23 protein-coding genes and 2 pseudogenes are annotated in these 21,454 nt (G+C 70.6%); 20 read left to right on the plus strand and 5 right to left on the minus strand.

What is annotated here, in order from left to right; all coding sequences use genetic code 11:
- Positions 1 to 30: 30 nt before the first annotated feature.
- The 3 genes from WJ438_RS30955 to WJ438_RS30965 form a co-directional block, all read right to left on the minus strand.
- Positions 31 to 747, minus strand: a complete 717-nt coding sequence (locus WJ438_RS30955) for an ABC transporter permease (RefSeq protein ID WP_406729862.1) — start codon at positions 745 to 747, stop codon at positions 31 to 33.
- Positions 748 to 827: 80 nt separating this feature from the next.
- The gene (locus tag WJ438_RS30960; protein ID WP_406728145.1) at positions 828 to 1,751 is read right to left on the minus strand and encodes an ABC transporter ATP-binding protein; all 924 of its coding nucleotides are present in this window, start codon (positions 1,749 to 1,751) and stop codon (positions 828 to 830) included.
- Positions 1,752 to 1,754: 3 nt separating this feature from the next.
- A complete protein-coding gene (locus tag WJ438_RS30965; protein WP_406728146.1) occupies positions 1,755 to 2,210 on the minus strand; it encodes an AAC(3) family N-acetyltransferase in 456 nt (151 codons plus the stop codon).
- Positions 2,211 to 2,368: 158 nt separating this feature from the next.
- Between WJ438_RS30965 and WJ438_RS30970 the strand changes: the two genes are divergently transcribed.
- The 13 genes from WJ438_RS30970 (at position 2,369) to WJ438_RS31030 (ending at position 12,330) form a co-directional block, all read left to right on the plus strand.
- Positions 2,369 to 3,193, plus strand: coding sequence for a helix-turn-helix transcriptional regulator (locus tag WJ438_RS30970; RefSeq protein ID WP_406728147.1), 825 nt, complete (start codon positions 2,369 to 2,371; stop codon positions 3,191 to 3,193).
- Positions 3,190 to 4,611 (plus strand): Fe-S cluster assembly protein SufB, encoded by a 1,422-nt coding sequence (gene sufB, locus WJ438_RS30975; RefSeq protein WP_406728148.1) that lies wholly within the window; start codon positions 3,190 to 3,192, stop codon positions 4,609 to 4,611. The genes WJ438_RS30970 and sufB overlap by 4 nt, the downstream gene beginning before the upstream one ends.
- An 83-nt stretch (positions 4,612 to 4,694) precedes the next feature.
- A complete protein-coding gene (sufD, locus tag WJ438_RS30980; protein WP_406728149.1) occupies positions 4,695 to 5,918 on the plus strand; it encodes a Fe-S cluster assembly protein SufD in 1,224 nt (407 codons plus the stop codon).
- Positions 5,915 to 6,232 carry a non-heme iron oxygenase ferredoxin subunit gene (locus tag WJ438_RS30985; protein ID WP_406728150.1) on the plus strand — a complete coding sequence of 106 codons (318 nt, stop codon included), beginning with the start codon at positions 5,915 to 5,917 and terminating at the stop codon, positions 6,230 to 6,232. The genes sufD and WJ438_RS30985 overlap by 4 nt, the downstream gene beginning before the upstream one ends.
- Positions 6,233 to 6,239: 7 nt before the next feature.
- Positions 6,240 to 7,004 (plus strand): Fe-S cluster assembly ATPase SufC, encoded by a 765-nt coding sequence (gene sufC, locus WJ438_RS30990; RefSeq protein WP_406728151.1) that lies wholly within the window; start codon positions 6,240 to 6,242, stop codon positions 7,002 to 7,004.
- Entirely contained in the window at positions 7,001 to 8,257 is a 1,257-nt protein-coding gene (locus WJ438_RS30995; RefSeq protein WP_406728152.1) for a cysteine desulfurase, read from the plus strand. The genes sufC and WJ438_RS30995 overlap by 4 nt, the downstream gene beginning before the upstream one ends.
- 19 nt (positions 8,258 to 8,276) lie before the next feature.
- Positions 8,277 to 8,741, plus strand: coding sequence for a Fe-S cluster assembly sulfur transfer protein SufU (gene sufU, locus WJ438_RS31000; RefSeq protein WP_406728153.1), 465 nt, complete (start codon positions 8,277 to 8,279; stop codon positions 8,739 to 8,741).
- Positions 8,738 to 9,070, plus strand: coding sequence for a metal-sulfur cluster assembly factor (locus WJ438_RS31005; RefSeq protein ID WP_406728154.1), 333 nt, complete (start codon positions 8,738 to 8,740; stop codon positions 9,068 to 9,070). Before sufU ends, WJ438_RS31005 begins: the two co-directional genes overlap by 4 nt.
- A gap of 136 nt (positions 9,071 to 9,206) precedes the next feature.
- A complete protein-coding gene (locus WJ438_RS31010; protein ID WP_406728155.1) occupies positions 9,207 to 9,527 on the plus strand; it encodes a DMT family transporter in 321 nt (106 codons plus the stop codon).
- A complete protein-coding gene (locus WJ438_RS31015) occupies positions 9,527 to 10,069 on the plus strand; it encodes a TetR/AcrR family transcriptional regulator (RefSeq protein ID WP_406728156.1) in 543 nt (180 codons plus the stop codon). Before WJ438_RS31010 ends, WJ438_RS31015 begins: the two co-directional genes overlap by 1 nt.
- A 109-nt stretch (positions 10,070 to 10,178) precedes the next feature.
- Positions 10,179 to 11,168 (plus strand): 2,3,4,5-tetrahydropyridine-2,6-dicarboxylate N-succinyltransferase, encoded by a 990-nt coding sequence (gene dapD, locus WJ438_RS31020; protein ID WP_406728157.1) that lies wholly within the window; start codon positions 10,179 to 10,181, stop codon positions 11,166 to 11,168.
- A 254-nt stretch (positions 11,169 to 11,422) separates the two neighbouring features.
- Entirely contained in the window at positions 11,423 to 11,857 is a 435-nt protein-coding gene (locus WJ438_RS31025; RefSeq protein WP_406728158.1) for a hypothetical protein, read from the plus strand.
- Positions 11,858 to 12,045: 188 nt separating this feature from the next.
- Positions 12,046 to 12,330: a putative quinol monooxygenase gene (locus WJ438_RS31030; protein ID WP_406728159.1), complete on the plus strand. Its 285-nt coding sequence runs from the start codon at positions 12,046 to 12,048 to the stop codon at positions 12,328 to 12,330.
- A 173-nt stretch (positions 12,331 to 12,503) separates the two neighbouring features.
- Here WJ438_RS31030 and dapA read toward each other — a convergent pair whose 3' ends face one another.
- The gene (dapA, locus tag WJ438_RS31035) at positions 12,504 to 13,400 is read right to left on the minus strand and encodes a 4-hydroxy-tetrahydrodipicolinate synthase (protein WP_406728160.1); all 897 of its coding nucleotides are present in this window, start codon (positions 13,398 to 13,400) and stop codon (positions 12,504 to 12,506) included.
- A 145-nt stretch (positions 13,401 to 13,545) separates the two neighbouring features.
- On the opposite strand from dapA, the gene WJ438_RS31040 reads away from it, so the two are divergent.
- The 3 genes and pseudogenes from WJ438_RS31040 to WJ438_RS31050 form a co-directional block, all read left to right on the plus strand.
- On the plus strand, positions 13,546 to 13,965 hold the full coding sequence (locus tag WJ438_RS31040; RefSeq protein WP_406728161.1) for a phage holin family protein: 420 nt from the start codon (positions 13,546 to 13,548) through the stop codon (positions 13,963 to 13,965).
- Positions 13,962 to 14,477, plus strand: a complete 516-nt coding sequence (locus WJ438_RS31045; RefSeq protein ID WP_406728162.1) for a DUF3618 domain-containing protein — start codon at positions 13,962 to 13,964, stop codon at positions 14,475 to 14,477. The genes WJ438_RS31040 and WJ438_RS31045 overlap by 4 nt, the downstream gene beginning before the upstream one ends.
- Before the next feature lie 67 nt (positions 14,478 to 14,544).
- Positions 14,545 to 15,230: pseudogene (locus tag WJ438_RS31050) on the plus strand (antibiotic biosynthesis monooxygenase); the annotation flags it as partial.
- Between the two features lie 44 nt (positions 15,231 to 15,274).
- On the opposite strand, the gene WJ438_RS31055 reads toward WJ438_RS31050, so the two are convergent.
- Positions 15,275 to 17,107 (minus strand): endonuclease/exonuclease/phosphatase, encoded by a 1,833-nt coding sequence (locus tag WJ438_RS31055; RefSeq protein WP_406728163.1) that lies wholly within the window; start codon positions 17,105 to 17,107, stop codon positions 15,275 to 15,277.
- 422 nt (positions 17,108 to 17,529) lie between these two features.
- Between WJ438_RS31055 and WJ438_RS31060 the strand changes: the two genes are divergently transcribed.
- The 4 genes and pseudogenes from WJ438_RS31060 to WJ438_RS31075 all read left to right on the plus strand — a co-directional run bounded on the left by WJ438_RS31060 (position 17,530) and on the right by WJ438_RS31075 (position 21,402).
- Complete coding sequence (locus WJ438_RS31060; protein WP_406728164.1) at positions 17,530 to 18,966, plus strand: hypothetical protein; 1,437 nt, start codon at positions 17,530 to 17,532, stop codon at positions 18,964 to 18,966.
- A 6-nt stretch (positions 18,967 to 18,972) separates the two neighbouring features.
- Positions 18,973 to 19,596, plus strand: a pseudogene (locus tag WJ438_RS31065) (alkaline phosphatase PhoX); the annotation flags it as partial.
- 118 nt (positions 19,597 to 19,714) lie between these two features.
- On the plus strand, positions 19,715 to 20,371 hold the full coding sequence (locus tag WJ438_RS31070) for a GntR family transcriptional regulator (RefSeq protein WP_406728165.1): 657 nt from the start codon (positions 19,715 to 19,717) through the stop codon (positions 20,369 to 20,371).
- Between the two features lie 14 nt (positions 20,372 to 20,385).
- Entirely contained in the window at positions 20,386 to 21,402 is a 1,017-nt protein-coding gene (locus tag WJ438_RS31075; protein WP_406728166.1) for a 1-aminocyclopropane-1-carboxylate deaminase, read from the plus strand.
- The last annotated feature ends 52 nt before the right edge of the window (positions 21,403 to 21,454 follow it).

Here is a 21,454-nt window from a genome sequence, read left to right on the forward strand (position 1 = left end):
CTTCCTGAGCTCGCGAAGGGAGGGGAGGATTCAATCCCAGCGGAAGAACCTGCCGGCGGCCGCGAGCCCCGCCGCCGCCCATACGGCGAGGATCCCGAGGTTGCCCCAGGGCAGTCCCGCCCCGTGCTGGAGCACGTCCCGCAGGCCCTCCGACAGCGCCGCGATGGGCAGCAGGCCGAGGACGTTCTGCGCGGCGTCCGGGAAGGTGTCCAGCGGCACGACGACCCCGCCGCCGACGAGCAGCAGCAGGAACACCAGGTTGGCGGCGGCGAGCGTGGCCTCGGCCTTCAGGGTGCCCGCCATCAGCAGACCGAGCCCCGAGAAGGCGGCCGTGCCCAGCACCAGCAACAGCACCACGGCGAGCGGGTCGCCCTGCGGCGACCAGCCCAGCCCGAACGCGATCACCGTGAGCAGGACGATCTGGAGCACCTCGGTGACCAGCACCGACAGCGTCTTCGCGGTCATCAGCGCCCACCGCGGCAGCGGCGAGGACGCCAGCCGCTTCAGCACCCCGTACCGGCGCTCGAAGCCGGTGGCGATGGCCTGCCCGGTGAACGCCGTCGACATCACCGCCAGTGCGAGGACACCGGGGGCGAGGAAGTCCACGGCCTCGCCCTCACCGGTGTCCACGATGTCCACGGTGCTGAACAGCACCAGCAGCAGCGTGGGGATGACCACGGTGAGCAGCAGTTGCTCGCCGTTGCGCAGCAGCATCTTCGTCTCGAGCACGGCCTGCGCCGCGATCATGCGGGGAAGCGGCGCCGCACCCGGCTTCGGCGCGTAGGCGCCGGTCCCCGTGCGCGCCGGATTCACCGGATCCACCGGATTCACGAACGCAGCTCCTTGCCGGTCAGCTCCAGAAAGACGTCCTCGAGGGTGTGTCGTTCGACCGAGATCCGGTCCGGCAGCACGCCGTGCTGTGCGCACCAGGACGTGACCGTGGCGAGCAGTTGCGGGTCCACCTCGCCGACGACCCGGTACGAGCCGGGGGTCAGCTCGGCGGCCTGGGAGTCGGGCGGCAGGGCCTTGAGCAGGGAGGCCACGTCCAGCCCCGGCCGGCCCGAGAAGCGCAGCGTGTTCTCGGCGCCGCCCCGGCACAGCTCCTCGGGGCTGCCCTGGGCGACCACCCGGCCGGCGTCGATGATCGCGACGTCGTCGGCGAGCTGCTCGGCCTCGTCCATGTGGTGCGTGGTGAGGATGACGGAGACGCCGTCGGCGCGCAGATCCCGTACGAGGTCCCAGGTGGCGCGGCGGGCCTGCGGGTCGAGTCCGGCGGTCGGCTCGTCCAGGAACACCAGCTCCGGGCGCCCGACCACGGCCATCGCCAGCGCGAGCCGCTGCTGCTGGCCGCCGGAGAGCCGCCGGTACGTCGTACGGCCGCAGGAACCGAGCCCGAGGCGTTCGATCAGCGCGTCCACGTCCAGGGGGTGCGCGTGCAGTTTCGCCATGTGGCGGAGCATCTCGTCGGCCCGCGCGCCCGAGTAGACGCCGCCGGACTGGAGCATCACGCCGATCCGGGGCCGGAGCGCGGCCGACTGCCGTACCGGGTCCAGGCCCAGGACGCGCACCGTGCCGGAGTCCGGCCGCCGGTATCCCTCGCAGGTCTCGACCGTGGTCGTCTTGCCCGCCCCGTTGGGTCCGAGCACGGCCGTCACGCCCTGCCGTGCCACCAGGTCGAGGCCGTCCACCGCGGTCTTCGTGCCGTACCGCTTCACCAGGGCCTGCACCTGGACCACGGGCTCACTTCGCATGGGTCACGAGTCTAGGTACGTGCCGGGGGACTCGTACCTGGGGGTTGCGGGAACGCGTTTGTACGGGGCCGGTGCAGCTCCGGCCACCGCCGCGGTACGCCACCGCGTCCGCCACCGGGAACAGCCGTGCCTCGGCGGCTTTGACCCGGCCGCGTACGGGGCGTAGCCGGGCGTGGTGGCCCGGACGGTCTCCCACCGGGCCTCGGGCGCCGGCGGATCGCGCCACCGAGCCGGGTCGAAGAGGTCGCCGGACTGGACGGGAACCATCGGCGTGCCCTCCGGGCCCACCGCGTCGAGCAGCCTTTCCACTCCCGCGACCGGGCCGTCGGCGACCCGGCCGAGCGAGCTGGGCGAGGAGCGCACGAAGAGGGTCCAGCCGGGGCGGGCGCCGAGCTCGCCGAGCCCGGGGCCGAGAGTGTCCCGGGTGGCAAGAGGGCCGGTCGGCGGGGGTGCGGGCATGCCCGGGAGTGTTCCGGAAGCGGCGCCGGGACGCCACTGATCGATTGATCGAATATCGTTTCCGCAGGTCGGATTAGGTTTACCTAAGTGACGCAGCGCACTCCGGGGCTGACGGGCGCGGCTTGCCCGGCCCGGATGAATTACGCAACAATGGCGTTGTGAAATACGTGGGCGCGGCTCCTCAGGAGGAACTTGCGACCGGTGAGCGGTCCACCCGCAACCGGGTCGCTCGGTCCGTGCTGGACCACGGCCCGTCGACGGTCTCCGAACTCGCCGAGCGGCTCGGGCTGACCCAGGCGGCCGTCCGTCGCCACCTGGACGCCCTGGCCACCGACGGAATCGTGGAGGCGCGCGAACGACGGGTCTACGGAGCACGCACCCGCGGGCGCCCGGCCAAGGTCTTCGCACTCACGGACTGCGGGCGGGACGCCTTCGACCAGTCGTACGACAAGCTGGCCGTGGACGCCCTGCACTGGATCGGCGAGCAGGGAGGCGGCGACGAGGCGATCGCAGCGTTCGCCCGTGCCCGGATCGCCGCCCAGGCGGACGCCTACCGCGAGGCGGTCGGGGCCGCGGCCCCCGAGGAGCGGACCCGGGCGTTGGCCAAGGCGCTCAGCGCGGACGGGTACGCTGCCACCGCGCGCAGCGCCCCCCATCCGCAGCAGGGCGAGCAGCTGTGCCAGCACCATTGCCCGGTCGCCCACGCCGCCGAGCGGTTCCCGCAGCTGTGCGAGGCGGAGACGGAATTTTTCGCCGAGCTGCTCGGTACCCATGTGCAGCGGCTGGCCACCATCGCGCACGGCGACGGTGTCTGCACCACCTTCATCCCGAAGGGCTCGCAGGCGGCGACGCCCGCACCGCAGCCCGTACCGCGGTCCGCCAGGACCGCACGCACCTCACAGACTTCGAAGACTTCTGCGAAGAAGACTTCGCCGCACACCCACAATGCATCTGCAAGCACGGCCGGGAGGAACCCCGCATGACTCTCCCCACGGAGACTGCCCACCCCGAACTCGAGGGCCTGGGTAAGTACGAATTCGGCTGGGCCGACTCCGACGAGGCAGGCGCCGCGGCCAAGCGCGGTCTGAACGAGGACGTCGTCCGCGACATCTCCGCGAAGAAGAACGAGCCGGAGTGGATGCTGAAGCTGCGGCTGAAGGGTCTGCGCCTGTTCGACAAGAAGCCCATGCCGAGCTGGGGCTCGGACCTGTCGGGCATCGACTTCGACAACATCAAGTACTTCGTGCGTTCCACCGAGGCGCAGGCGGCCTCCTGGGAGGACCTGCCCGAGGACATCAAGAACACCTACGACCGGCTCGGCATCCCCGAGGCGGAGAAGCAGCGCCTGGTCGCCGGTGTCGCCGCGCAGTACGAGTCCGAGGTCGTCTACCACCAGATCCGCGAGGACCTGGAGGAGCAGGGCGTCATCTTCCTCGACACCGACACCGCGCTGAAGGAGCACCCGGAGCTCTTCCAGGAGTACTTCGGCACCGTCATCCCGGTCGGCGACAACAAGTTCGCGTCGCTGAACTCGGCCGTGTGGTCCGGCGGGTCGTTCATCTACGTCCCCAAGGGCGTCCACGTGGACATCCCGCTGCAGGCCTACTTCCGTATCAACACGGAGAACATGGGCCAGTTCGAGCGGACGCTGATCATCGTCGACGAGGACGCCTACGTCCACTACGTCGAGGGCTGCACCGCCCCGATCTACACCTCGGACTCGCTGCACAGCGCCGTCGTCGAGATCATCGTCAAGAAGGGCGGCCGCTGCCGCTACACGACGATCCAGAACTGGTCGAACAACGTCTACAACCTGGTCACCAAGCGCGCCGTGGCCTATGAGGGCGCGACCATGGAGTGGGTCGACGGCAACATCGGCTCCAAGGTGACGATGAAGTACCCGGCCGTCTACCTCATGGGCGAGCACGCCAAGGGCGAGACGCTGTCCATCGCCTTCGCCGGTGAGGGCCAGCACCAGGACGCCGGCGCCAAGATGGTCCACATGGCCCCGAACACCTCGTCGAACATCGTCTCCAAGTCGGTGGCGCGCGGCGGCGGCCGTACCTCCTACCGCGGTCTGATCGAGATCGGCGAGGGCGCTCCCGGTGCCAAGTCCAACGTGCTGTGCGACGCGCTGCTCGTGGACACCATCTCCCGCTCCGACACCTACCCCTACGTCGACGTCCGCGAGGACGACGTGTCCATGGGCCACGAGGCGACCGTCTCCAAGGTCTCCGAGGACCAGCTCTTCTACCTGATGAGCCGCGGTCTGTCCGAGTTCGAGGCGATGGCGATGATCGTGCGCGGCTTCGTCGAGCCGATCGCCAAGGAACTGCCGATGGAGTACGCGCTCGAGCTCAACCGGCTGATCGAGCTGCAGATGGAAGGCGCGGTCGGCTGATCCGCCGCCCCGCCCCGTCGGCCGGTCCTCCCGTCCCGTCGGACAGCACACGTCTCACTCAGAAAGAGAGCACTACGACAGCCATGGCTGAGGCTCAGAATGCCCCCAAGTCCTCGACTGCGCTTGGACAGGGGGGACCCCCGCCGGTGGGCTCCACCACCGCCGGCTCGATCGCGGTGGCCGCCGAGTCGACCGTCGCCACCCGCATGAGCGCGCCCCCGTCCTTCGACGTGGCGTCCTTCCCGGTCCCGCACGGCCGTGAGGAGGAATGGCGGTTCACCCCGCTGGAGCGGCTGCGCGGCCTGCACGACGGCACCGCCGTCGCCACCGGCGAAGGCGTCAAGGTCGTCGTCGAGGCGCCCGAGGGCGTCCGCGTCGAGACCGTCGGCCGCGACGACGCGCGGCTCGGCCGGGCCGGCAAGCCGGTCGACCGCGTCGCCGCCCAGGCGTACTCCGCCTTCGAGCAGGCCTCGGTCGTGACCGTGCCGAAGGAGACCGTCCTCACCGAGCCGATCCGCATCGCGGTGCACGGCGAGGGCGGCACCGCCTACGGCCACCAGGTGGTCGAGCTCGGTGCCTTCGCCGAAGCCGTCGTCGTCATCGACCACACCGGTGACGCGGTGCTCGCCGCGGGCGTCGAGTACGTCCTCGGCGACGGCGCCAAGCTCACCGTCGTCTCCGTCCAGGACTGGGACGAGAAGGCCGTGCACGTCGCCCAGCACAACGCCCTCGTCGGCCGCGACGCCTCCTTCAAGTCGGTCGTCGTCACCTTCGGCGGCGACCTGGTCCGGCTGCACCCCCGGGTGGCCTACACAGGCACCGGCGGCGAGGCCGAACTGTTCGGCCTGTACTTCACCGACGCAGGCCAGCACCAGGAGCACCGCCTCCTGGTCGACCACAACGTCCCGCACTGCAAGTCGAACGCCGTCTACAAGGGCGCGCTCCAAGGTGACGACGCGCACGCCGTGTGGATCGGTGACGTGCTCATCGAGGCCAAGGCCGAGGGCACCGACACCTACGAGATGAACCGCAACCTGGTGCTGACCGACGGCGCCCGCGTCGACTCCGTGCCCAACCTGGAGATCGAGACCGGTGAGATCGTCGGCGCCGGCCACGCCTCCGCGACCGGCCGCTTCGACGACGAGCAGCTCTTCTACCTGATGGCCCGCGGCATCCCCGAGAAGGACGCCCGCCGTCTGGTGGTCCGCGGCTTCTTCGCCGAACTGGTCCAGCAGATCGGCGTCCCGGACATCGAGGAGCGCCTGATCGCCAAGATCGAGGAGGAGCTGGAGGCATCGGTCGCATGACCTTCCAACGCGCCTGCGGGCTGAGCGAGCTGGAGGAGGACACCCCGAAAAGGGTGGAACTCGACGGCACGCCGGTCTCCCTCGTGTACACCGAGGGCGAGGTGTTCGCGATCAACGACATCTGCTCGCACGCGAACGTCTCCCTCTCGGAGGGCGAGGTCGACGACTGCCACATCGAGTGCTGGCTGCACGGCTCGCGCTTCGACCTCCGCTCGGGCAAGCCCGACAGTCTTCCGGCCACGCGCCCCGTCCCCGTATACCCCGTAAAGATCGAAGGGGACGACGTGCTCGTCTCCCTCACCCAGGAGTCCTGAGGCACCCATGGCAACGCTTGAAATCCGAGACCTGCACGTCACCGTCGAGGCCGACAACGCCACGAAGGAGATCCTCAAGGGCGTCGACCTCACCGTGAAGCAGGGCGAGACGCACGCCATCATGGGCCCCAACGGCTCCGGCAAGTCGACTCTCGCCTACGCCCTCGCCGGTCACCCCAAGTACACCGTGTCCGGCGGCACCGTCACCCTCGACGGCGAGGACGTCCTGGAGATGTCCGTCGACGAGCGCGCCCGCGCCGGCCTGTTCCTCGCCATGCAGTACCCGGTCGAGGTCCCCGGCGTCTCCGTCTCCAACTTCCTGCGCACCTCCGCCACCGCCATCCGCGGCGAGGCGCCCAAGCTGCGCCACTGGGTGAAGGAGGTCAAGGAGACCATGGAGCGCCTCCACATGGACCCCGCCTTTGCCGAGCGCAACGTCAACGAGGGCTTCTCCGGCGGTGAGAAGAAGCGCCACGAGATCCTCCAGCTGGAGCTGCTCAAGCCGAAGGTCGCGATCCTCGACGAGACCGACTCCGGCCTGGACGTCGACGCGCTGCGCGTCGTCTCGGAGGGCGTCAACCGCGTCCGCGAGTCCGGCGAGGTCGGCACCCTGCTGATCACGCACTACACGCGCATCCTGCGCTACATCAAGCCCGACTACGTCCACGTGTTCGCCGACGGCCGGATCGCCGAGTCCGGCGGCGCCGAGCTTGCGGACAAGCTGGAGAACGAGGGCTACGAGGTATACGCGAAGGGTGGCGCATCCGCGTGACACAGCTGCCGGGCCTTCTCGACACCGAGGCGATCCGCAAGGACTTCCCGATCCTGGACCGCCAGGTCCACGACGGACGGAAACTGGTCTACCTGGACAATGCGGCGACCAGCCAGAAGCCCCGTCAGGTACTGGACGCACTCAGCGAGTACTACGAGCGCTACAACGCCAACGTCCACCGCGGTGTGCACGTCCTCGCCGAGGAGGCCACGGCACTGTACGAGGGCGCGCGCGACAAGGTCGCCGCGTTCGTCAACGCGCCCAGCCGCAACGAGGTGATCTTCACCAAGAACGCCTCCGAGTCGCTCAACCTCGTGGCGAACATGCTCGGCTGGGCCGACGAGCCCTACCGGGTGGACCACGAGACCGAGATCGTCATCACGGAGATGGAGCACCACTCCAACATCGTGCCGTGGCAGCTGCTCGCGCAGCGCACCGGCGCCAAGCTGAAGTGGTTCGGCCTCACCGACGACGGCCGGCTCGACCTGTCCAACATCGACGAGGTCATCACCGAGAGGACGAAGGTCGTCTCCTTCGTGCTGGTGTCCAACATCCTGGGCACGGTCAACCCGGTCGAGGCGATCGTGCGCCGCGCCCAGGAGGTTGGCGCCCTGGTGTGCATCGACGCCTCCCAGGCCGCGCCGCACATGCCGATGGACGTACAGGCCCTCCAGGCCGACTTCGTGGCCTTCACCGGCCACAAGATGTGCGCTCCGACCGGCATCGGCGTCCTGTGGGGCCGCCAGGAGCTGCTCGAGGACCTGCCCCCGTTCCTCGGCGGCGGCGAGATGATCGAGACCGTATCGATGCACTCGTCGACCTACGCCCCCGCCCCGCACAAGTTCGAGGCGGGCACCCCGCCGGTCGCGCAGGCGGTCGGCATGGGCGCGGCGATCGACTACTTGAGTGCCATCGGCATGGACAAGATCCTCGCCCACGAGCACGCACTCACCGAGTATGCCGTCAAGCGGCTGGCCGAGATCCCGGACCTGCGCATCATCGGCCCCAGCACGGCCGAGGACCGCGCCGCCGCGATCTCCTTCACGCTGGGTGACATCCACCCGCACGACGTGGGCCAGGTGCTCGACGAGCAGGGCATCGCGGTCCGGGTCGGCCACCACTGCGCGCGGCCGGTCTGCCTCCGGTACGGAATTCCCGCGACCACGCGAGCGTCGTTCTATCTGTACTCCACGCCGGCCGAGATCGACGCTCTGGCCGACGGACTGGAGCACGTACGGAACTTCTTCGGCTGAGGGGTTGGCGAGCGATCGCATGAAGCTGGATTCGATGTACCAGGAAGTCATCCTGGACCACTACAAGAACCCGCACGGGCGGGGCTTGCGGGATGGCGACGCCGAGGTGCACCACGTCAACCCCACGTGCGGCGACGAGATCACGCTGCGCGTGAAGTACGACGGCACGACGATCAGCGATGTCTCCTACGAGGGGCAGGGCTGCTCCATCAGCCAGGCCTCCGCCTCCGTGCTGAACGACCTGCTGGTCGGCGAAGACCTCGCCAGGGCGCGGAAGATCCAGGAGACCTTCCTGGAACTGATGCAGTCCAAGGGGAAGATCGAGCCCGACGACGCGATGGAGGAGATCCTGGAGGACGCGGTCGCGTTCGCCGGGGTGTCCAAGTACCCGGCCCGGGTCAAGTGCGCCCTCCTCAGCTGGATGGCGTGGAAGGACGCGACGGCCCAGGCCCTGGGCTCCGACGCCGAAAGGACAACGGCATGAGCGAGACCGTGGAGATGAAACCGGCTTCCGAGGAGGAGGTCCGCGAGGCCCTGATGGACGTCGTCGACCCCGAACTGGGCATCGACGTCGTCAACCTCGGCCTGATCTACGGCGTCCACGTCGACGACACCAATGTGGCGACCATCGACATGACCCTCACGTCCGCGGCCTGCCCGCTGACGGACGTCATCGAGGACCAGGCCAAGTCCGCGACGGACGGCCTGGTCAACGAACTGCGCATCAACTGGGTCTGGATGCCCCCGTGGGGCCCCGACAAGATCACGGACGACGGCCGGGAACAGCTCCGGGCGCTCGGCTTCAACGTCTGAGACACCGGCCGTACGGTCGCCGCATGGCCCCCGGCACCTGTGGATCCACTGGATCACGGGTACCGGGGGCCATTGCCGTGCCCGGGACCCGCGTCGTTACGTACAGCCGTACGCATCGTTGTGTACGCTCGTACACATGGGATACCTTCTGCTCGCCGGGGCGATCGCCGCGGAGGTGAGCGCGACCACCGCCATGAAGTACAGCGACGGCTTCAGCAAGCTCTGGCCCTCACTGCTGACCGTGCTCGGCTACGTGGTCTCCTTCGCCCTGCTCGCCCAGACGCTGCGCACCCTCTCCATCGGCACCGCGTACGCCATCTGGGCCGGAGTGGGCACCGCCGCCATCGCCGCGATCGGCGTCCTCTTCATGGGGGAGGGGCTCACCGCCGCCAAGGCCCTCGGTATCGCGCTGATCATCGTGGGCGTGGTCGTGCTCAACCTGGGGGGCGCGCACTGATGGCCCGGCGGTACGACCCCGAGCGGCGCCGGCGGATCATCGACGCGGCGATCCGGGTGGTCGGCAGGAGCGGCATCGCGGGGCTCAGCCACCGCAGCGTCGCCGCCGAGGCCGATGTGCCGCTCGGCTCCACGACGTACCACTTCAAGACCCTCGACGAGCTGATGGTCGCCGCACTGCGCCAGGCGAACGAGGGCTTCGCCAAGGCCGTCGCCTCGCGCGGCGGCCTGGAGGACACGCGCACCGACCTGGCGACCGAACTCGCCGGGCTGCTCGGCGAATGGCTCGCGGGCGAGCGCACCGGCGTCGAGCTGGAGTACGAGCTGTATCTGGCCGCCCTGCGCCGGCCCGCGCTGCGCCCCGTCGCGGCCGAGTGGTGCGAGGACGTCACCGTGCTGCTGTCCCGTCGCACGGACCCGGTCACGGCCCGCGCCCTGGTCGCCCTGATGGACGGCATCTGCCTCCAGGTACTGCTGACCGACACGCCGTACGACGAGGCGTACGCGCGCGACATGCTGGACCGGGTCATCCCCCACGACTGAGCGGGTGCCGGTGGTGTCGGCGTCCTACGCTCCGGGCAGGCCCGCCCGGCACCTGAGACGGCGCGGCACCGGTTCGCATCGTCGGGCCCCCGCCGGTTAGGTTGCCCACATGACCGACACGACTGCTCAGAGCACCACCGGCGCAGTGGCCGCCGGCCTCGCCACCCTCGCCGCCGACGGCACCGTCCTCGACACCTGGTTCCCCGCGCCCGAACTCTCCGCCGCCCCCGGTCCGTCCGGCACCGAGCGGCTGTCCGCCGAGCAGGCCGCCGGGCTGCTCGGCGCCGGCGCGACTGCGGCGATCGGACCGGACGCGCGCCGGGGCGTCGAAGTGGTCGCGGTCCGTACGGTCATCTCCTCGCTCGACGAGAAGCCGATCGACGCGCACGACGTCTACCTCCGTCTCCACCTGCTCTCGCACCGTCTGGTCAAGCCGCACGGCCAGAACCTGGAGGGCATGTTCGGCTTCCTCGCCAACGTCGCCTGGACCTCGCTCGGCCCCGTCGCCGTCGACGACGTCGAGAAGGCGCGGCTCAACGCCCGGGCCGAGGGCCTGCACCTGGCTGTCACGTCCATCGACAAGTTCCCCCGCATGACGGACTACGTCGTCCCCAGGGGCGTCCGCATCGCCGACGCGGACCGGGTCCGCCTGGGCGCGCACCTCGCCGAGGGCACCACGGTCATGCACGAGGGCTTCGTCAACTTCAACGCGGGCACCCTGGGCACCTCGATGGTCGAGGGCCGCATCTCCGCGGGCGTCGTCGTCGGCGACGGCTCGGACATCGGCGGCGGCGCCTCCACCATGGGCACGCTGTCCGGCGGCGGCAACGTGATCATCTCCATCGGCGAGCGCTGCCTGATCGGCGCCGAGGCGGGCGTGGGCATCCCGCTCGGCGACGAGTGCGTGGTCGAGGCCGGCCTGTACGTCACCGCGGGCACCCGCGTGACCATGCCCGACGGCGAGGTCGTCAAGGCCCGCGCGCTGTCCGGCGCCTCCCACATCCTCTTCCGCCGCAACTCGCTCACCGGCACGGTCGAGGCCCGCCCGAACAACGCGGTCTGGGGCGGCCTCAACGACATCCTGCACAGCCACAACTGACCACCGACGGCCGCCCGACCCGACGGCATGTCGGCACCGGTCAACACCGAGCGCCCTCCCACGGCCCCGGAACGGCCCGGGAGGGCGCTTGTGTGTGATTGCGGGCATCGTCCTCTGGTCCGAGCGGTGATCCATAAGGAGAACGGCTGGGCGGCCCCGGTCGTCCGTACCCCGTACGCCTGTTCGTTCGATCGGCGGAAGGGGCCCGGAACGTATTCGCCCTGCCGGCTTCTGCGGCCCTGTTCGCCGTCCCCGTGTGGGTCATCGCGGTGCTCGTCAAACCGCTGTCCGTCCTCCTGCCGGGCCGGCGCCCCGACCGGGGCGTACGGCTGCTGCGTTGGGGCGCCGGCATGGCGGCGGCAGCGGCGGTCATCCTCCTGGGCATGGCGTTCGGCACCGTCGAATTCTCCGACCACGAGCCCCGGTCGAGGAGGACTCCTCCCCGCGCCCGCCTGTCGCGACGTCGCCCCCGCCTTGTGGGACACCTCGTCGGCCACCGCACCTCGTATCTGCCACCGGCTTTCAACTGCGCCCTGGACGACGGGACGACGTACCCGGGTTCCGGAGTCTGTGCGTGGCTCGATGGCCTCGTCGTGGCCTTCGCGGTGGCCTCGGTCCTGCGTGCAGTGGGCGCCAGGTACACGACCGACCGGCAGATACAGGCGCCAAACCTTGAGACGCCGGAATGATCTGCATGAACAAGACCACTGGAACCTGTCTCCTGGCTCCGGTGCCTCATGCACGGTGATCTCTGCCCGTGGTGGTGGGTGACCGATGAATCCGGTGGACCGCTGCGGTCTACCCCGCGGTGGCCATGCCGAGGGGCGGGCACGCTGCGCATCACCGTCAGGCGAGTAGCTGAGACGCGAGGAGTACCGTGATCGTCATTGCCGGGAAGCTGTGGGTGGACGCTGCCGACCGCGACGCCTATCTGGCCGGATGCTCGAGCGTCGTCGAGCAGGCCCGGGCTGCCGTCGGATGCCTTGATTTCGCTCTGTCGGCCGACTCGGTCGAGCCGGACCGGATCAACGTCTACGAGCGTTGGGAGACCGATGAGGATCTCGCACGCTTCCGTGGAGCGGGCCCGGAACCCGAGCAGGCGGCTCGGGTTCGCGACGCCGAGGTGAGCAAGTACCGGATCTCCGTTGTCGAGGCCCCGTAGGCCGTGCCCCCACCGTCACGACCGGGGCCGGACGAGGAACGCGGCGGCGACCGTCCCGGCCGGACCGATGCCGCCGGCGCCAGGCACGGGCCCGTGGGAACTTTGACGTCCCTCGCCGTCCCTCGACGTCGTCCTACGCGCCGTGAGGGGCGGGTCCGCGCCCGGGGTGGCGGTCAGGCTGTCACGAGTTCCTCGTAGAGGGACCTGAGGGTGGCGGTCGTCTCGGGGGGTGCGGGGCGCAGGGGTGGGCGGGTCGGGCCAGCGGGGAGGTTCAGGGTGGTGAGGAGGGCCTTGGCGGTGACTGTGCCGGGGAGGCCGTTCGACATCATCGCCTCGATGAGGGCGGTCGCCCGCTGCTGGAGGCCGGCCGCGCGGGTGGTCTCGCCCGCGTCGAAGGCGTCCAGAACGCTTCGCAGGTGGCCCGGGACGACGTTCGCGACCGTACTGATGTAGCCCGAGCCGCCGACCGCGTACAGGGCCAGGAGGTGTTCGTCGCAGCCCGCGTAGTAGGCGAGGTCGGTGCGGGCGAGGATCTTCTGGGCGGCCAGGAAGTCGTACGAGCAGTCCTTGACCGCCACGATCCTGGGGTGCTCGGCGAGCCGGAGCACGGTGTCGGGTTCGATGCGGGTGCCGGTCCGGGCCGGGATGTCGTACAGGGCGAGGGGCAGGCCGGTGCTGTCCGCGATCTCTCGGAAGTGCGCCTCGACCGCGTCCTGCGGTGGCCTGCTGTAGTACGGGGCGACGACCAGGAGACCGTCCGCGCCGGCCTTCTCGGCCTCGCGGGCGAGTGCGGCGGTGTGGAGGGTGTCGGCGGTGCCGACGCCGGCGACGATCGACGCGCGGCTGCCCACGGCTTCCCGGACCGCCGCGACGAGGGCCGACTTCTCCGCGTCCGTGGTGGTCGGGGACTCGCCCGTCGTACCGGAGAGCACCAGGCCGTCGCAGCCGTGGGTCACCAGGTGGTCGGCCAGTCGTCCGGCGCCGTCCAGGTCCAGGGCGCCCGTGGGGGCGAAGGGCGTGACCATGGCGCACAGGGCGCGGCCGAAGGGGGGCGTCGATGGGGTGTTCATGGGGTTAGTGTCTGCCCGGGCACTGCATAGCTTCACTTAATTTTCCTACCCATTATTGGTAAGTGCCGGTAATGGGTGCTGGTCGGGAGTAGGTGCCGTGCGGTCCGGGTACTCGGGAGGCCCGACCGAGAGGAGGCGGAGCATCGTGACCGCAACCATCGAGCGGCGACCGGTCCGCGACGAGGACCACACCGTGGGTGAGCTCGTCGGACAGGCCACCGAGCAGGTCTCCCGGCTGGTACGGCAGGAAATGGCCCTGGCCAAGGTGGAGCTGGCCGAGAAGGGCCGCCGTGCCGGACGTGGCGGCGGCATGCTGGGCGCCGCGGGCGCCTTCGCGTACGCGGGACTGCTCGCGGCGGCCGCCACCGGTGCGGCAGCGCTCGCGCTGGTCCTGCCGGTGTGGGCGGCGGCGCTGATCATCACGGCCGTGCTGTTCCTGATCGCGGGCGTGCTGGCCATGGCCGGCCGTGGACAGTTGCGGCGGGCCACGCCGGCGACCCCGGAGCGGACGCTGGGCAGCGTGAAGGCCGACGTGGAGGAGATCAAGGGAAGGGCACACCGATGACGCGGGACGTGACGGGTGCGGGTGCGCGTGGGGGAGCGGTGGCCGGTTCCGGGTCCCATATCGAGTCCGAGGATTTCAGGGCTCGTCAGGGTGCCGCCCGCGGGGCCAAGGGACCGGACGAGCTGCGTCGCCAGATCGAGCAGACGCGGCACGAACTCGGCGACACAGTGGAGCAGTTGGCCGGCAAGATGGATGTGAAGGGACGTGCTCTGGCCCGTGCGGAGGAGCTGCGCGACAAGGCCGGCGCGATGACCGTGCAACTGCGCAGCAACGCCGCGGGCGCCGGTCAGGCCGGGTTGCGGTACCGGCGGCCGGTGCTGATCGTCGGGGTGGCGGCGGGCATGGTGGCCGCTGCCGGGGTGGTGCTGCGGCAGCGCGGCGCGCTGATGCCGCCCGCGGGGCGTCATACGGGGCGTTCCGTACGGCATTACGCACGGCGTTACGCACGGCGTTACGCAGGGCGTAACGCGGGGCGCTCCACCCTCTCGCGTCGTCTGCACTCCTTGACCTGAACCTCGGTTGAGGCTGGAGGCTGGAGGCTGGGGGCCGTACGCCGTTCCCCGAGGAGTGGAGACAGCTGTGACCCGTCGTACGGCCGAGCCCCCCGACCCCGCCGATCCCCGGATCGGCGTGTCCTTCTTCAGCACCTGGCGGATCGGAACGCCCCAGCGCCAATGGGAGACCGTCGAGGCGATCGGGCGGGCCTGGGAGCGCCGCGCCTGGCCCTCCGGTGATCTCCTCGGGTACCACCTCTATGTGGGGGAGGACGGGGAGACGCTGCTGCACTACTCCCAGTGGGCCGGTGAGCAGGCGTACGAGGCGTTCGTGAAGACGCACCGGCAGGAGCGGGTGGACGAGATCGACACCGCTGTGGCGGGCATCGAGCGGATGGGCCTGCACCGGTACCGGCACTACCGCAGCGGCGCCCGGGCGGGCGTTCCGGGATGTGTCGTCATCGTCGACGTCGAGTTCGAGGCAGCGGACGTCGAACGGCTGCGGGCGTGGGTCGACGCCGTCTTCGAGGCGCTGGGCGGTGAGGAGAAGCCACATCCCGGGGGATCTCCGCCCACTTCCATCTGAGTGTCGACGGGACCCGGGTGCTCAACTACGCCGAGTGGGAGAGCGCTCAGGCACATGGGGACGCCATGGCCTCCCCCGGGGACGGGGTGGGGTCCGCCACCGCGCTGTGGGAGCGGGTGCAGGGCTGGCCCGGGCTGAAGAGCAGCACCGTTCGGCGGTATGAGCATGCTCTCGGGCTCGTACCGGGCCGGCCGGCTGAACGGGGCGTTCGGCCGGCCCGGCGTGGGTGCTACGGGCGGAAGCGCAGGATCTGCGGGTCGTGGTCGCTGATCTGGTCGTGGAACTCCGCGTTGAGGTGCACGCTGTCGTACGAGAACGCGCCGCCGCGGATCGACGGGCTGATCAGGATCTGGTCCAGGACCTGGCTGTTGCCCTGGTAGACGTACGAGTAACGCTCGCTTCTCGGCAGGGACTTGACCGCCGACCAGAGTGTGCCCCGGCCCTCGAGGATCTTCGTCGTCGTGGAGAACTCGAAGTCGTTGATGTCGCCCAGGGCGACGACGTCCGCGTTCTTCTGCGTCTTGAGGATCTTCGCGGTGAAGTCGTGGACCGCCTTCGCCTGGAGGTGGCGCTGGGTCTCGGAGCCGCGCGACGGCGGCTGGTACTGCGAGGTCAGGCTCTGGTCGCCGCCCTTGGAGGCGAAGTGGTTGGCGATCACGATGACCGTGCGGCCACGGAAGACGAACTCGCCGGCCAGCGGCTTGCGGCTGTCCTCGAACGCCTCGGACGTCGGGTCGATCCGGCCGGGGGAGTGCGTCAGGGCCGCCTTGCCGCGCACCCTGGTCACGTCGACGGGCGTCATGGCGTCGCCGCCCGCGCGGTCGGTGAAGGAGACCCGCTCCGGGTGGAAGAGGAACACCTGGCGGATGTTTCCGCCCGGCTGTCCGCCGTCGGCCTTGTCCGCCGGGTCGACGGAGCGCCAGCCGTAGCGCGGGCCGCCCGCCGCCTCGATCGCGTCGATCAGCTCGGCCATCGTCTCGTCGGCGGCGACCGTGCCGTCGTCGGTGGAACCGTTGTTGTCCTGGATCTCTTCCAGGGACACGATGTCGGGTGACTTCAGGTGGTGCACGATCGCTTCGGCGTGCGCGGCGAAGGTGTTGTCGGACGGGTCGAGGTTCTCCACGTTGTAGGTGGCGACCGCCAGTTCACCGTCGTGCTGCCGGCGGGTGGACTCGCGCTGCCGGCCCTTTCCCTTCAGCGTGCCGAGTTCGCTCGCCACCAGCGTGTAGCCGCCGAACTGGTTGAAGTCCAGCGGGCCCGCGGTGGTGCCGGCGAGGGTGTCGCCGACGTTCGCGTCGGGGAAGTCCGCGGCCGGGCCCAGGGACTGGATCTGCAGGCGGCCGGTGTTCTGGGCGTCGTAGGAGCCGTAGACCGTGCCGCCGCGGCGGTTGCGGTTCTCCCACGGCTTCACGGTGACCCAGAGTTCGGTGTACGGGTCGGTGGCACCGACCACGCGGGTGTCGGAGACCTGGACGTTCATGCCCTCCAGGGACTCGTAGAAGTCCAGGGCGTACCGCTCGGGGCGCAGCGGCAGGGCGTTGACGGAGCCGTTCGTCGCGGTGTCCCCTGTCGGGGTGTAGGCGGCGGGAACGGATCTCGCGTCGATCCTGGTCGCCGCCGGGACCGGGTTGCCGCGGGAGACCACGGTGAACGTGGCGCGGGTGATCTCCGTCAGCGCCTGGTTGCCGGAGGACGTGCCGCCGGGGACGTACTCCGTGACCGTGCCGGAGACCGTGACGGCGTCGCCGACGGCTACGTCCTTCGGGGTCGAACCCGTGAAGACGAAGACGCCCTCGCTGGTGGCCGGGTCGGCGTCCGGGGCCGGGTCCTGGATCCAGAAGCCGCGGGACGAGCCGTAGGCACGGACACCGGTGACGATTCCGGCCACATCGGCGACCTGCTGCCCGACGTACGGGGATATCCGGGTGTCGCCCTGGATGTCGTGGATGCGTACGGACTCCGCGTGCGCGGACGAGGTGAGGGCGGCCAACTGGGTGGCGGTCGCCGCGCACACGGCGGCGACGGTGAGCGCGGCGAGACGCGCGGACGGCTTACTCGGCAACGGATTCCCTCCGGGATGTGAGCAGTGCCGGGACGAGGGTGAAGGACGCGTACGTGTGGGGACATCGGGAGCGGTCGGAGCCGGTGGTGCAGTTGGGGCAGGTGGGACGCGCGCAGCGGGTGCGGGGCGCGAAGGCGCCGACGTGGAGGACCCCTCGGTCCCCGCTCTTCCCGCGGTTCCTCCCAAGGTGCCCTCCGCGGAGGCCACCCGCGGCGTCCGTGGGTGGCCTCCGGCTCCGGTGAACAACTGTCCGCCGACTTCTACGCGCGTCAATCTCCAGCCTGGCCAAGCCACTTGTCAAGGTTTCGGCCACGTACGAGGGCTGAAGGAGAGGTGAGGAGGGCGGCTTGGGTGGAAATCCGTCTAGGCTGAGCGGTTGAGTCGCAAGAGGCGCCGAGGACAGCACCTAGGAGAAACAGCCGATGTCAGACAGCTCCATCCTGCCGCCGGCGCGGCTGCACCCCGAAGCGGAGCTGGCGCGCGAAGCACTGTCCACGCCGTTGCTGTCCCGGGCAGCCCGGCTCGCCCGCTGGGCCGGACCCACGACCCGGGTCGACGCCGGAGGCGGGCTGGTCGACGAGCAGCTGCCCGCGGCGGCCGAGGCGCTCGGCCTGAGCGGCGAGGAGGCCGCCGCCGACGCCAGTGAGGCATGGCGCGTCGCCGTGGACGCCGGGCTCGTCGACGTGGTCGACGAGGAGGAGGGCACCGTCACCGCGGGCGCCGACCTCGCCCTGCTCACCGGAGGCTCGCCGCAGGACGTCCTCACCGTCTGGCTCGCCGCCCTGGAGACGGTGCTCGCCGACGCGAGCGTGCCCGACCTGGACGGGCTCGTCGACGCCATCGCCGCCGGGGACGGACCCGGCGAAATCGACCTCTCCGCGCTCGACTGGGACCCCGAGGCCGAGGCGGAGTTCCTGGACGGCGTGCTCCGCAACCTCTACCTGCTGACCGCCGGGGAGGAAGGCCCCGCCGGGGCACCGGTGCCGCTGCCCGCGCTGGCCGCGTCCGTGCTCGTCCCCGACGACATGCCGGAACCCACCAACGACGTCCTGCAGCAGGTGTCCGACGCGATGATGCGGCTGGACGACCAGTTCCGCATGCTGGAGCCGGCCGGACTCGTGGAGTACCGGCCGGTCGACGAGGCGCTGCTGGTCGAAGGGGACCAGGAGCCCGCGGAGCCGCAGGACGAAACCGACGTCTCCCGCTACGGCGTGGTGCGGCTGACCCCGCTCGGACTGTACGGACTGCGCGCCCGCCTGCTGGAGGCCGGGTTCGACGCGCCGGCGATCGGGGACCTCACGGACAAGGGCGCCGACGCGCTGCTCGACGGCACCGCCGCGTTCCCGCCCGCGGCGGCCCACGCGGAGACCGAACAGTGGCTCGCCCGCCGCGAACCCCTCGCGGCAGCACGGGAGTTGCTGGCCGCCGCGCGCGGGAGCGACGAGAACGCGCCGCTGCGGCGGCTGCAGTGCCAGCAGGCGCTGTCGCTGGTCGGCCTCTCGGCCGGGCCCGCCCTGCGCGAGGTGCTCGACGACGCCGAACTCGGCGGGCTGGCCCGCGTGTGGCTGACCGAGCACGGGGCGACGGACGTACCGCCGCCCTCCGAGGCCATGATCTTCTGGCTGACCATCGACACGGTGGCCGCACAACTCGCCGCCGAGGGCAACTCCGAGGAACTGCGGGCCCTGGTGGAGGGTCTGGCCCGTCAGCACAGCGGCTTCTTCGCCACGGCCTGGCGGGTGGAGCACTCGGCCACGGCGGACGTGCTGGAGGCGATGGGCCGGCTGCACCCGGACAAGAAGATCGCCAAGGAGGCCCGCAAGGCGGCCTTCAAGGCTCGGTCGCAGCACGGGGGTTGAGGGGCGCGCCCCGCTCGGGGCAGGCTTGGGTTCCGCACCCTCGCCGACGGCGCGGGCGTCCTCCAGGCGCCCGAGTGCTACGAATCCGGCGGCCGGTTCATCGACGATCTCCCCCGTGCCACGAGGACCGGCACGGTGTACGGCGTCGACTGGGTCGAGGTACCGGACCGCGACGCGCGGACCGTCTCCGTGCGCGAGCAGTTCGAGCCGGCGGGATCACCCGTGGCCGCAAACTGGAGGGCATGTGGTGGGGCGTACTTCGTCTCCTCGTACGTCCGCGAGGAGAGACCCGTCCAGCCCGACGGTCAGGTCTGGTTCTACGACCCGAAGCCCCGCACGGTGACCCTGAAGGTCCTGCTCGGTGTCAACCGGAACCCTGCCGCGGACGGCGGCCTGGTCATCGCAGAGGACGGCGACGGCGTGCAGCACCTGGTCGGCGCCACCGACAGCGGACGCACCTGTCCCATCGCCCGCAACGACCTGAACATCGGCACCGGGGAGGAGCCGGAGTTCAGCGAGTTCACCGGCGTCACCTTCTCGCCCGACGGAAAGACCCTGTGCGCCAACATCCAGGAACCGGGCATCATGCTCGCCGTCACCGGCCCCTGGAAGCGCCGGAAGCGCCACTGACAGTCACGGCAGCGACGACCACCACGACAGCCGCACCCCGAACGCTCTCCCGCGGCCCGCACGATCCGTGCGGGCCGCGGTCTTGTTCGCGAGCCCAGTGACATCTAACATTTCAATCATGGAGGCCATTCGACCCGTGCCGCGCACCCTGCTCAGGGACCGCGCGCATGCAGCGATCCGGGACGCCATCGTGGCCGGGGAGATCGAGCCCGGGGAGGTGGTGCGGGACGCCGAGCTCGCCGAGCGGCTCGGGCTGTCCCGCGCGCCGGTGCGCGAGGCGTTCTCGCGGCTGGTCGACGAGGGGCTGCTGGAGAGCAAGCCGCAGAGCTACACCCGCGTGACCCCCCTGGTGGCCGGCGACGTGCGGGACGCGGCGGCCGTCGTCGGCGCCATGCACGAACTGGTCACCCGCGTCGCCGTACCGCGGCTGCGGGAGCCCGATGTGGACCTCATGCGTGCAGCCAACGAGCGGTTCGCCGCCGCAGTACGGGCCGGTGACGTGGACGGCGCGCTGCGCGCCGACGACGAACTGCACGACGTACTCGTACGGGTGAGCGGCAACCGCGCCGCCGCCGCGACCGCCGCCCGTTACACGCCCCTCATCCGTCGGCTGGAACGGCAGCGCTTCGGCGAGGGCGGCACCTGCCGTTCCGCCGGGCTGCACGAACGGCTGATCGAGGCCTGCGCGGCCGGAGACCCGGACGAAGCGGTCCGGGTCACGGCGGAGATCTGGCGGGGCCTGGAAGAGCTCGCCGACGTTCCCGAGGCTCCCTGACGGAAGGATCACCCATGTCCCTCTCTGCTTACGAGCGTTACCCCCTGCTCTTCGGACCCTCGCCCGTGCATCCGCTGGAGCGGCTGACCGGACACCTCGGCGGCGCCGCCCTGTGGGCCAAGCGCGAGGACTGCAACTCCGGTGTGGCCCACGGCGGCAACAAGACCCGCAAGCTGGAGTACCTGGTCGCCGACGCGCTCGCCCAGGGCTGCGACACCCTCGTCTCCATCGGCGGGGTGCAGTCCAACCACACCCGCCAGGTCGCCGCCGTCGCCGCCCGCGCCGGGCTCAAGTGCGTACTGGTGCAGGAGAGCTGGGTGGACTGGCCGGACTCTGTCTACGACAAGGTCGGCAACATCCTGATCAGCCGGTTGGCCGGCGCCGATGTGCGCCTGGTGCGGGCCGGGTTCGGGATCGGCTTCAAGGAGAGCTGGGAGCAGGCGCTGAGGGAGGTCGAGGAGGCGGGCGGCAAGCCCTACGCCATCCCGGCCGGTGCCTCCGACCACCCGCTCGGTGGGCTGGGCTTCGCCAACTGGGCCTCCGAGGTCGCCGAGCAGGAGCGGGAGCTGGGCGTCTTCTTCGACACCGTGATCGTGTGCTCGGTGACCGGATCCACCCAGGCGGGGATGGTCGCCGGTTTCCGCGCCCTGGAGGAGGCGGGCGGGCGCTCCCGGCGGGTGATCGGTGTCGACGCGTCGGCGGCACCCGTCCGCACCCGCGAACAGATCGCGCGGATCGCGCAGAACACCGGCCGGCTCATTGGCGTCAAGGCGGAGTTGACCGAGGGCGACGTCGAGCTGGACGAGCGGTACCACGCGGGCACCTACGGAATCCCCGACGAGGCGACGCTGGACGCGATGCGGCTCGCGGCCCGCACCGAGGGGATGGTCACCGACCCCGTGTACGAGGGGAAGTCGATGGCCGGGCTCATCGACCTGGTGTCCCGGGGCGAGATCGGGCGTGAGTCGACCGTTCTCTACGCCCACCTGGGCGGGCAACCGGCGCTGAACGCGTACAGCGCGCTGTTCTGACGCCCCGTCGGTGGGCCCTCGATAGGGTACGGCGAGGGCCGCCGGATCGAGG

This window comes from Streptomyces sp. GD-15H (genome assembly GCF_045291515.1).
GTDB lineage: Bacteria > Actinomycetota > Actinomycetes > Streptomycetales > Streptomycetaceae > Streptomyces.